Consider the following 10,627-nt stretch of genomic DNA (forward strand, 5'->3'; position numbering starts at 1 on the left):
CATGTCTTTCAAAGGATGAAACCCATGCACGCGCCTGAACCCCATATCGTCATCCAGCGCTTTACCGAGGCCCACCTTGACGGCGTCGCGGCGCTCTACAACGAGCCGGCGGTGTGCCGTCAGGTACTGCAGATGCCGTTCCAGTCGATTGAAGTGTGGCGCAAGCGTTTGGTGATGGACGACGAACGTCGCCTGCAACTGGTGGCATTGCACGGCGGCGAGGTGATTGGGCAGTTGGGGCTGCAACAGTACCTGCGCGTGCGCCAGGCCCATGTCGGCACCTTTGGCATGGGCGTGGCAACTGCCTGGCAGGGCAAGGGCGTCGGCTCGCGGCTGTTGAAGGCAGCCCTCGACGTGGCCGACAACTGGATGAACCTGCACCGCGTCGAGTTGACGGTATTTGCCGATAACCAGGCCGCGCAACGTCTGTACCGCTCGTTCGGTTTCGAGGTGGAAGGGGTGCTGCGCGACTACGCCCTGCGTGACGGCGTCTACGTCGACACCGTCAGCATGGCGCGTTTGCGTCCTTCGACTTAATCCTGCAAGGCAAACGCCACCGCGGCCTGCGCATGCAACGCGGTGGTGTCCAGCAGCGGCAGGTTGGTGTGTTCCGGCTTGATCAACAGGCCGATTTCCGTGCATCCGAGGATGATCGCCTGGGCACCACGGGCAGCCAACGACGCAATGATGCGCAGATAAGCGTCGCGCGAGGTGTCGCTGATGATCCCCACACACAACTCTTCATAGATGATGCGGTGCACGCTCTGGCGCTCCTCGGCCTCCGGCACCAGCACGTTCAAGCCATGCTCGGCCAGGCGCGCCTTGAGGAAATCCTGCTCCATGGTGAACGCCGTGCCCAGCAGGCCGACGTTGAGCGTGCCGGCCGCCAAGGCCGCCTGGCCAGCGGCGTCGGCGATATGCAGAAACGGAATCGAGATCGCCGCTTCGATACGCGGCGCCACCAAGTGCATGGTGTTTGTACACAGCACCACGCAGTCCGCGCCGCCGGCTTGCAGGCGTCGCGCCGCGTCTTCGAGGATCTGCGCCGCGTCGTCCCAGCGCCCATCGTGCTGCGCCTGCGCCACCGGGCCGAAATCCACGCTGTACATCAACACCTGCGCCGAGCGCAGCGAGCCGAGCTGGTCACGCACGCGCTGGTTGATGATGCGGTAGTACTCGGCGCTGGACTCCCAGCTCATGCCGCCGATAAGGCCGATGGTGCGCATGTGATGCTCCTGATAGGGGGGAGCTCCACCTTACTTACCGACGGTTGATTAGTCATACGCAGTTGCCCGCCAAATGACCGGTGCAGTTTTTGTCATCTCGGCTTGATCAGTCGAGTGGGCGCACCATTTCCCCAGGATTGGCTATACCTACAGCTCCGCCCTTCGATGATGACTGCCAGGGAGTTCAATGATGAAACTAAGGCTAATGGTCAGTACGTTGTGCGTGGCTTCGCTTGGGATTGCAGGCTGCGCCAGCCAGGTCACGCAACCGGATGAATATTCGGGCTTTCTTTCCAACTACAGCCAACTCAAGCAAGCCAAGTCACCGTCAGGCGTCGAAGTGATGCGCTGGGTCGATCCCCAACTGGACCTGAGTCGCTATAACGCGGTGTACATCGAACCGACCCAGTTCTATCCCAAACCCCAGGCCACCGCGAAAATCCCTGACAGCACCCTCAACGGCATTAACACCTACTACAACCAGGCGCTCAAGCGTGAGCTGGCAAAATCCTTGCCTTTGGCCAATGCCCCAGGCCCAGGCGTAATCGTGGTGCGCGGGGCCATCACTGCCGTCAGCAGCAAGACCGAAGGGCTTAAACCTTATGAGTTCATCCCGGTAGCACTGGTGGCGGCGGCGGTCAGTACCGGCACCGGCATTCGCGATCAAGAAACCACCCTCGGCACCGAGGCGCAGTTCCTCGACGGCGCCACGGGGAAAGTCCTGGCCCAAGTGGTGCGCAAAGGCACCGGCAAGCCCTTGGAGAACGACGCTCAGGTGATGAAAGCCGATGACGTGAAAAACGTGATCGACGGCTGGGCTTCAGACCTGCATCAGTCCTATGTGAAATTCAAAAAGCACTAAAACGCATTGCGTGCCGGCCGGTTGTAATAGCTGAGCAGGACGTCGTAGCGGCGGGTGACGAGGTCATAGTCGTCACTCAGCTGTTGCGGGGTGGCGTGGTTGAGCCAGTCTTGAAGCATGCCTTGCAGGGCAGCAAGGTAGGTATCGGCGGGGGTTCTGAGGGTGTACCAAAGGTGCAGCGTTTCTTCAGTGAGTTCTTTATCCGGCATCTGATCGACAAAGGCTGCGGCACTTTCTTGGGCACGCTGAACCGAAGCGGTCAACGCAGCCAGGGCTTGGGGTGTCAGGTCGGCAGCGCGTACCCCTTGGTCGATCCGATCGATCGACTGGCGCGACGCAATCATGTAATTGAGCAGGTGCCAATGCAGGTCTCGGCCCAGACGTGCTTCCAGTAAATCCAGCTGTAGGGGGCGCAAACGCAGCTCCTCACGCGTCAGATCGTCACGCAGAGCCGCGGATGCCGACAGGTAGCCGCCACCGTTACGGCTTAGTTCTGCTTTCAACTGGTCAAGCATGACGTTGCCAAATAATTGCTGCTGCGGCGTTTTCGCGCCGGGGGTTTGGTTGGGGCTGAGCAGCGTGCCGACGTCGCTGATTCTGCGAAGGGTCTGCAAGTACTGCTGCGTGGCCGTGATCAATGGGCTGCCGGGGGCTTGGCGTTCCAGCTGGAGGGTAATAGCAGGGGTGCATATCTGCTTTTGGATCAGGCGGGCTTGCGGCTCGGCGTTGTCGCCAAATTCTTCCCGAGGCAAGTTCGCGGCGCCGGAGCGCTCAGCCGTCCGGACTGAGGCGTCGACCTGAGTCAGCAAGTAGTAGGCCAGCCGAGTATCGCGGTCAACGCGGTTAACGCAATCGATGATCGGCGCAAGCGCGCCGGCCGTTGCAGTCTGGGGGCTGTCCAATTGGTTGAGCCACCACTGCACAATCTGCAGTTGTTTGCTGGCGCCGGCCAGGCTGAACAGGCACAGGATCAATACCACCCCGACGGGGTACAACATGATTGGCTTCATCACTCAGCCTCCTGACCGTACCACTGTGCCTGGGTCGCGGGGGCCTGGCAGGGTTGTGCTGTTCTCGGCATGCGGCTGCACACGCGCTCTGTCCACTGTTGCAGGCCTTGATTGCGGCCCACCTGATAATGACTGTCAAAGCTTTTGAGCGCTGCAAACATCATTGTCAGGAGCAAAGTGACAAGGCCCCATACACCGATGGTCTTGCGCGGATGGCGGGTGGACCATTCTTTGTAGCCCGTGCGGGCTTGACGCTTACCCGCACCGATCACGACCAGGGTCGCCACCATCACCAGGCCCGCAACCGCGCCGAATTGAACACTGATGGCCACGCTCATGATCGCCCCCGGCAACAGATCGCGCAGCGGCAATAACGGCAGGCGGGTAGGGCAGAGTCGCGTCGGTAGTCTGACGGCGAGGCTTTCATCCAGGACGCGGACCCGATGTACCAGCGGACGCCACACTTGCCAGGCCAGGGCGCCGCCCACGACATAGGCCATCGACCATACCAACGCGTGCCCCAGTGTGCTGACCAGGACTCCTGAAAACCACGGCGCCTGGAACAGTGCACCTGTCACACAGCCCAGCACTGTCGCCAGCGCCAGCGGCCAAGTGTCGACAGCAGTTTCCCACTCCTGCCAGAAATAAGCCGTACCGCCTGGCAGGGACAGCGCAACGTCGGGATGATCGGCTTTAATGCGCGCGGCCAGCGCTCGGCACGCCTCCCAGTCGGCCTCGCTCAAGCGCTGAGCGAATGCACGTCGCTGCCCCAGTGTCATCGGTGCCAACAGCAAACGAGCGGCGCGCTGTTGCGCAGTGTGCGGCGGCACAACAGCCAGTGCACGCTGGTGGGCAATGAACGCCGGCCCTTGCTCACGCCGCAACAGGTGCTGCCATTCATCCTCGGGGCAGGGGTTTTCGCCACCGTGCGGCCAGCCCTGCCCGGCGCGGACGGCCTCGAACAACGCAGGCAACCAGAAGTAGCCGTCGCATAGCAGTGTGGCAAGTGTCTGGTTGAACCATTGAGCGTGCGCCGGCTGGCGCAACCAGGCGTGTTCGTCACGCCGGGCGTACGCATTGAGGAAGTCCGCTTCATTACGTTGTGCAAGTGCCAGCGCCAATTGGCTGCGCAACGCCTGCCTGCATTGAGAGGCCAGGGCATCCAGCCATTGCGCTGGCAGCTCCAGGCGCTGCCAGGCACTGAGCCAGTGGAAGGTGTCAAACGCCCAGCGAAGCTCCTCATCGCTCACGGTGTCGTCGCTGATACAGCGTTCGAGCAGCGCCACTTCGAATGCCAGGCCGTTACCTTGGGCCAAGGCCTGCTCATAGCGCTGGGGCAGGGTGCCGTCCACCGGTTCTGGTGCAGCCATTTCGACCGCAACGGCGGCAGACGCGTCGTCCATGACCGACTCTTGCCCGTTCAGGGCCGCTTCATACGCTTCGCGCAGGCGCTGGAACCCCTCGGGATCATCATCCGGCCGGGTTTTCTTGAGCAGCGCCGCGTAGGTGCGCTTGATGGTGCGGCTATCGGCATCCGGGGGCAGATCAAGGACATCCCAGCAAGTCATGTGCGGTGCAGCTCCGTGGGGAATCGCGCGCACCTTACCCGTTTTAGCAGCCAATAAACCAGCGGTAGTACAGGTTGGCGCTGTCGGCCTGATATCGGAAAGTGACGTGCTCGGTCCGGACTCGCCGGAGCCGAGCTCGCGGTGTTACTTGAGCGGGGTCAACGGCGGCAGTTTCCATTGACCGCTGCCGACCTCAGGCTTGGGCAGGTAAATCCGCAGCACGGCGTAAAACGGACCGGGGGGAGCCGGCAACCAATTGCTCTGTTCGGCTTTGGGCGGTTCGTGATGTTGCAAGGCCAGGGTCAGGCCGCCATCGGCATCGCGCTTGAGGCTGGGCAACATGCTTGAATTGATCAAGTAGCGCTTCTTGTGGTTGGGCACCAGTTGCTGGGTCTTGGCGCTGTACATGGTCAGCGACCAGAACGCGTCCGCCGGTGGCAGTTGGTCCTTGTTGAAATGCAGTGTGTAGCTATGACGTGCCCCGTTCGCCGGTTTACCTTCGCTGTCGACGACATAACTCAGGTAGGCGGTTTCGTCGCTGGAGGTGCCGAAGATGCCCATGTTGGCACCAGCGTAGCGGTACAAGTAGTTGTTGTTGAGGTGATCACGACTGCCGTACAGGTCGCCGTTAGACACCTGGTGGGTGTCGATCTTGTCTTTTTTGAACGCGGCAAACTCGGCCTTGCCGTCGGCAATCCCTTCTTCCAGGGCCTTGCGTTGTTCGGCGCTGAGCTGGTTGAACTTGAAGGGCGCACCCGGGGCGACGCCAATCTTGGCAAAGCGCGCCAGCAGGTCTTTCTCGCTGTCCTGGGGGGCGGCGAACGCCAGCATGAAATTCAGGTAGCGGAACAGTTGCGGGCTGTCGCTCATAGTGGCGGTGGGTTTTGGCCACTGGACCTTTGGCACATTGGCCGGTGCGGCTTGCTTGACGTAGCTGCTCAGCGGCTGGACTTTATAGCCGCTCTGAATCTGCTTGACCTTGCTCAGGTCTTTCTCGTCGAACAACTGCGTGCGGTACAGCGCGTAAGCGATATTGCTCTCGCTATAGACCACGCGATCGATGTCCACCGGCTGCTGACCTTTCCAGTTTGGCCCGGCGATCATGTAGTGGCCGCCGTTGTTACCCGTGCTGCGCGTGCCCAGGTAGGCGAAGTTCTGCGTGTAGAGGTCGATCAACTGCACCGAGTAGTAACGATTGTCTTCAATCTTGGGCAGGGTCAGCACCAGCGGTTCGCGGCGCAGATCCATCCACACGAACGAGTAGGGCGTGTCGGCGTTTGGGCTGACGAACGCGGTGTCCTTGGGCGTGAACACCTGGGCGGTATTGCCGATGCGGTTGAACGGCGCCTTGAAGTTGGCGCCGCCCTTGTCGACGGCTTGGGTGTAGAGAGATTTGTACATTTCCACTACCGGAAAACCATACAGGTAGGCTTCCTTGGCGATGGCCCGCGCTTCGCTCGGGGTGGCGGTGAAATCGGCCCAGGCGCCGCTGCTCAGGAGGATCGAGAGGCTCGCTAACAGCAGGCGCGTCGGTTTTCTGATCATGTTGTTGCGTCTCTTAGGGAACTGGGTGATGTCATTGAGTTTCCAGCTTTTATCGAAGTAGGCCTCGTGCGCGGGGGGGCGTACGGCAGGGAATCGCTGGCCGGCAGAGTTTGCACCCAGTTTCGCTGGAAGTCTTTTGTCCTGAATGACCGATTGATCGATGGGATAGCGTCGACGCGCCTATCGCCCTGCGCGATAAGCGCTAATGGCAGGCGTTGAAGGTACGGCGCAGGCGAGAAAATGAAAGCAGTCAGCCAATGATGGACTTGACCTTGTCACGCAGTTGATCGATGGAAAACGGTTTGCCAATCACATGCATGTCCGCCGGCGCGTCGATGTTTTCGGCATAGCCGCTGGCAAACAGGATCGGCAAGCCGGGCCGCAGTGCGCGTACTTTGGCTGCCAGTTCTTTGCCGTCCATGTCCGGCAGGCCCACATCGGTCATCATCAGCTGAATCAGCTGGCTTTCATCATTGACCATGCCCAGCGCCTCCGCTGCGTCGGCCGCCTCAATGACCGTGAACTCCAACTCTTCGAGGACATCGACGATCAACATGCGCACGATGTTGTCGTCTTCGACTACTAGGATGGTGGAGGAGGCTGCGGACATAGTGAGGTTTCCCGAAAATTGGAGGTGCAGGTCGTGTGAATGCAAAGACCATCCTCTAGTGAGTCGTGTCGATCGCAGCAAGTTCCCCTGGCGCGCGTATTGTGACGGGAGTCTGCGCGAATGTCTTGCCCGGATGATGCGCGGCAGCAAGTCGGCCCCGGCGCGCTGGGTGCAGCAACGTCGGGGCCGCAGGCACGGCTTATAGGACCGCAGTGGAGAGGCTCGATACGTCGACATTACCCGTACGGTCTGGGGTCAGGTCTGTGGGGGAGAATTGACTTATCTGATACTCGGGAACAGCGGAATCGCGCTTATAGGCGTCAAGTCGATAGGGCGATATACCCCTGTTCAACGTGCGCTCCAGACCATTCTTCATCGAATCCAGCGAATCAAACGTGACGTACCCATAGTTGGGATCGAAATAGAACCATTGCTTGCTCGCACCGTCGACCTTTACACCCGCGAGCAGCGCGTGGTGTTCCGATGCGACTCTAAGCGTGGTTGATTCGGTGGCATTGGCCAACTCCGAGATAATGGTGGTATAGGGCACACGCCGAGGCGTCTGGCCCATGTGATAAAGGGTTTCCGTGCCGGTGACCTTTTGTAGGGTCTCTATATTTTTGATAAAAGCGGCATTGCTTGGCACGTTCGGGTTAGCGGCGGCGGTGTAAAAATTGCTCAGCAGCGTGTGTTCTTTACCGGTGCCGATGGCAAGGGCCATGGCGTTGGAAATGCCTGCACATTCGCCCTCGGAGCCCATATTGACCAGGCTGAGGTAGAAGTCCTGGGGCATCCGATGCAAATGCCCGCCTGCTGCGGCGATATCTTTTTCAAAGTACGCCAGGCGGTGGAAAGATTCCGCGATAGCTTTTTGTTTGATGGCTTTGGCCAATGTGCCTATGTCTTCGGGAGAGAAACAATACTGCAACAGGCGCTGCAGATCGGGAATGTTCAGGTTGGGTGAATAACCGGGGATATCACTCGGATTGCCGTAGTCGAACCCTTGGTCAAAGGCTGCACGGTTTTCCTTACGCATGCCGTGGTTATATTTGGCGGTAAAGTTCTTATGCTCCTCCTTGGTCAGGCGGGTGACAGTGCCTTGAGCGTTTTCAGGCTGGAGCAGGTTGTAAATGCGGTCGAAAAAGCCGTGGAGCGGCATATCTCGGGTTGGCGGCACCGCAGGTTTGAAGTCCGCCAAGGCGGGGCCGTACGGCTGTTGCCGGGCAACGTCGTAGGCATGCCATTGGTTGTTGTGCAGCACTGCGGTGGTCTCCACGGTCCGGTCCGCGAGGGTGAACGTACCCGCCGATAGCGTGGCGTAGCCTTTGTTGGCCCGGACCAAGTCATACGCGCCCGTTGCGCCGCGCAGGGCATTGACCCCTTGGGTGACCAGGGACACCCCTGTGTTAGCCACGGCACGTGTGCCTTTGGCAATCGTTCGCCCTACCGCCTGCGTAACCCGTGCAGCCCCGACCAGTAAGTCGCCGGCCCCGCTTACGGGGTTGAAGGCGCCGATGGCGGCGGCACCGATCACCTTCGCCGTGTTGAGGGCTTTGACCGTCGTCGACGCCGAACTCTTGACGGCCTTGGCCACTTTGCCCGCCGTTCCCACTCCAGCGGTCACGAAACTGAACATGTCCAGTGCCAGGTCCGTGGCGCCATCGGCATAGTTGCCATTCTGAAAGTTGACGATAGCGGACCTGAGCGGCACCAGGTTCAAGAAAAAATCCGCGAGTTTCCATTCCACCTCATTTTGCTTGTCCAGAGGGGTGACCCCCTTGGCTTGCTTGACCACCTGTGCATTGTCGATATCGAGGTGTTCCACAAACGCATCGGCAATCGACTGAGTGCGCGCCGAGATGAAGGAGGCCGGTGCCAGCGTGCCATTCGCGGGCTTGAGCGCAAAATCGCCGGCTGCGACGCTCTTGGGCACGAACGCCTCAATTTTTTCTTCGTGATTGGCGTTGCGCTCCCGGCGCCGGGTCAGTTCGCTCTCGGGCACCTTATTGATCGTGCCGCGCTTACTATCCACTTCATACACCGTCACGCCGTCCGCGCCGGTGGCCTTGATCAACAGCTTTCGATCCGTGTGGTGCAGGGTGCGAGAGGTAAAATCCAGTCCCAGTTCATAGGTTTTCTTCTGAAAGAACTCCAGTTTGCCGTGCGCCAGATTCTGGCGGTCGGCGGGCGGCAACTGGGAGACGAGCTGTTTGATCAGCGTCCCCAAGCCCTGCTTATGTGAATCGATGGTCTGTTTGAATTGCTCGTTGAATGCCTTGTTCACGCCCAGCGCAAGCGGCGCGTTGACCGCTGCGATAGGAATGCGCGGGTCGGTGGTTTTCCAGGTGTAATCGCGCAGCTCCATCATGGCGATGTCGAGCAGCGAGTACCGCCCGGCCGGTCGTCGATTCGGGTCATAGAGCGGCCCCTGATAGGGGGTGCTGGTATCGTCTACGCTCAGCAGTTTTTCTTCGAACGGTACGTTATCGCCAAAGGCCTCGCGCAGCTTTTGCAACGCGATCTGTTTGCGGCTGGGCAGCTCGCTACTCAGTTGGGCCGAGGCGTTGAGTCGTTCGGATTGCTGGGCGTTATAGGCGCTTCTGGCGCTGTCCAGCTCATCAGCGGTGTAACTGTCGTTCTCGCGCTTGGGCAACATACCGTTGACCACCGCCCAGTCCACTAAAGCCCCTCTCTGCGCATCTTCGGGGGCCAACGCGCCGGACCCTTTTGCTGCCTGCATGACTTGCGCAAACGTCATATTGGCTACCGTCCCCGGGGCTTGCGCCTCCACCGCTGCTGCGGCGATGCAGAAACTGGCCCAGGCCTGGCTGCCATAGGTGAGCGCGGCCGGTATCTCTTTGACGAGCAGTTGAGGCGCCACCCGCGCCAGTAGCAAGTGCGCGGCGAACCTCGCTGTTGCATGGGTGGCGCGACCTTCCTTGACCAAGTGCAGGCTGAGCCGGTTGACGATATCGGACGGCGCCTTGCCCCAGTGCTGCTCACTGGCCAGATCGAATCCGGCCACATGGTTGCGATGGGGGACGAACATCGAGTCCAGGTCCAGGCCCATGTTGATGGCCGCGAGCACGTAGTCATTGACGCTGCCAGGGGTGTCAGCGCCACCCAATTCGGTCTGGATCGCCTGGCCAAGCGCCTGGGCGCGAGGGGATGCCACCAGTTTTGCCAGGGCGTTGGGCGGGTCTCGCAGCTCTGCATCGGACAACGGGGTCTGTTCGAGCAGATAACCTAGGGCACCTTTGCGCGCATCCTCCAAGGGCAGACCGGGCAGACCTGCGGTATTTTTGTCCACCAGCGTGCCGATTTTGCTCTGGTCGGCAACGCTCAAGGGGATCGGCCAGGACAGCCCACCGCCGAAATTGCCCAGGGGCGACTGCAGTGCCCGCTGGGCCACTGCCTCGGCCAAGTACACAACGTAGTGGCGGCGGGTAGGCTGCGCCAGGCGTTGTTCGTTGATAAACGCGTCAAGGTTCACGGTGGTAGCAGTGCCAGAGGCCCGGTGGCGCGGCATCGACCGCGCTTTTAACGCGTCAGCCACGGCCTGTTCATCGGCGTCCGCCGGCAGTTCCTTGACCAGGCTGAAGAGCGCCTGTGCCAATTCGTGCCAGTTACGCTGGTCGGCCAGGGCCTGTTGCAGGCTCTGCGTGCCGGAAGAGGAGGACTGTTCAGGCTTTGCAAGAGCCTGAGCCGTGCTCGCGCCCGACGGTAATCGGGAAACCGATGCCAATGGTGGATTTGCCAGGGCAGAGGGAGTGGGCAAACGTGGGGTGTTGACTGCATTCATCGCG

8 protein-coding genes are annotated in these 10,627 nt (G+C 60.5%); 2 read left to right on the plus strand and 6 right to left on the minus strand.

Annotated elements, in window-relative coordinates; translation table 11 throughout:
• Nucleotides 1–24: 24 nt before the first annotated feature.
• Nucleotides 25–537 carry a GNAT family N-acetyltransferase gene (locus tag YA0848_RS25045; protein ID WP_034097965.1) on the plus strand — a complete coding sequence of 171 codons (513 nt, stop codon included), beginning with the start codon at nucleotides 25–27 and terminating at the stop codon, nucleotides 535–537.
• Here YA0848_RS25045 and YA0848_RS25050 read toward each other — a convergent pair.
• Nucleotides 534–1,226 (minus strand): aspartate/glutamate racemase family protein, encoded by a 693-nt coding sequence (locus YA0848_RS25050; protein ID WP_034113763.1) that lies wholly within the window; start codon nucleotides 1,224–1,226, stop codon nucleotides 534–536. The genes YA0848_RS25045 and YA0848_RS25050 overlap by 4 nt on opposite strands.
• Before the next feature lie 190 nt (nucleotides 1,227–1,416).
• Between YA0848_RS25050 and YA0848_RS25055 the strand changes: the two genes are divergently transcribed.
• Nucleotides 1,417–2,088: a DUF3313 domain-containing protein gene (locus YA0848_RS25055; protein ID WP_169902607.1), complete on the plus strand. Its 672-nt coding sequence runs from the start codon at nucleotides 1,417–1,419 to the stop codon at nucleotides 2,086–2,088.
• Here the strand turns inward: YA0848_RS25055 and YA0848_RS25060 are convergent.
• The 5 genes from YA0848_RS25060 to YA0848_RS25080 all read right to left on the minus strand — a co-directional run bounded on the left by YA0848_RS25060 (nucleotide 2,085) and on the right by YA0848_RS25080 (nucleotide 10,623).
• Nucleotides 2,085–3,098 (minus strand): DUF3829 domain-containing protein, encoded by a 1,014-nt coding sequence (locus YA0848_RS25060; protein WP_034097961.1) that lies wholly within the window; start codon nucleotides 3,096–3,098, stop codon nucleotides 2,085–2,087. The two genes, YA0848_RS25055 and YA0848_RS25060, sit on opposite strands and share 4 nt — an antisense overlap.
• A complete protein-coding gene (locus YA0848_RS25065) occupies nucleotides 3,098–4,666 on the minus strand; it encodes a J domain-containing protein (RefSeq protein ID WP_169902606.1) in 1,569 nt (522 codons plus the stop codon). Before YA0848_RS25065 ends, YA0848_RS25060 begins: the two co-directional genes overlap by 1 nt.
• Nucleotides 4,667–4,810: 144 nt before the next feature.
• Nucleotides 4,811–6,211: a DUF1254 domain-containing protein gene (locus YA0848_RS25070; protein ID WP_169902605.1), complete on the minus strand. Its 1,401-nt coding sequence runs from the start codon at nucleotides 6,209–6,211 to the stop codon at nucleotides 4,811–4,813.
• 250 nt (nucleotides 6,212–6,461) lie between these two features.
• Entirely contained in the window at nucleotides 6,462–6,821 is a 360-nt protein-coding gene (locus YA0848_RS25075; protein WP_034097955.1) for a response regulator, read from the minus strand.
• 199 nt (nucleotides 6,822–7,020) lie between these two features.
• On the minus strand, nucleotides 7,021–10,623 hold the full coding sequence (locus YA0848_RS25080; protein ID WP_184316311.1) for a hypothetical protein: 3,603 nt from the start codon (nucleotides 10,621–10,623) through the stop codon (nucleotides 7,021–7,023).
• Nucleotides 10,624–10,627 lie beyond the last annotated feature (4 nt).

Source organism: Pseudomonas sp. S4_EA_1b, from assembly GCF_016307435.1.
GTDB classification, from domain to species: domain Bacteria; phylum Pseudomonadota; class Gammaproteobacteria; order Pseudomonadales; family Pseudomonadaceae; genus Aquipseudomonas; species Aquipseudomonas rhodesiae.

Excerpts from the sequence above, each read along its gene's own strand:
- YA0848_RS25050 (WP_034113763.1), bottom strand. The coding sequence starts at position 1,226 with ATGCGCACCATCGGCCTTATCGGCGGCATGAGCTGGGAGTCCAGCGCC.
- YA0848_RS25070 (WP_169902605.1), bottom strand. The coding sequence starts at position 6,211 with ATGATCAGAAAACCGACGCGCCTGCTGTTAGCGAGCCTCTCGATCCTC.
- YA0848_RS25055 (WP_169902607.1), top strand. The coding sequence starts at position 1,417 with ATGAAACTAAGGCTAATGGTCAGTACGTTGTGCGTGGCTTCGCTTGGG.
- YA0848_RS25045 (WP_034097965.1), top strand. The coding sequence starts at position 25 with ATGCACGCGCCTGAACCCCATATCGTCATCCAGCGCTTTACCGAGGCC.
- YA0848_RS25080 (WP_184316311.1), bottom strand. The coding sequence starts at position 10,623 with ATGAATGCAGTCAACACCCCACGTTTGCCCACTCCCTCTGCCCTGGCA.
- YA0848_RS25075 (WP_034097955.1), bottom strand. The coding sequence starts at position 6,821 with ATGTCCGCAGCCTCCTCCACCATCCTAGTAGTCGAAGACGACAACATC.
- YA0848_RS25060 (WP_034097961.1), bottom strand. The coding sequence starts at position 3,098 with ATGAAGCCAATCATGTTGTACCCCGTCGGGGTGGTATTGATCCTGTGC.
- YA0848_RS25065 (WP_169902606.1), bottom strand. The coding sequence starts at position 4,666 with ATGACTTGCTGGGATGTCCTTGATCTGCCCCCGGATGCCGATAGCCGC.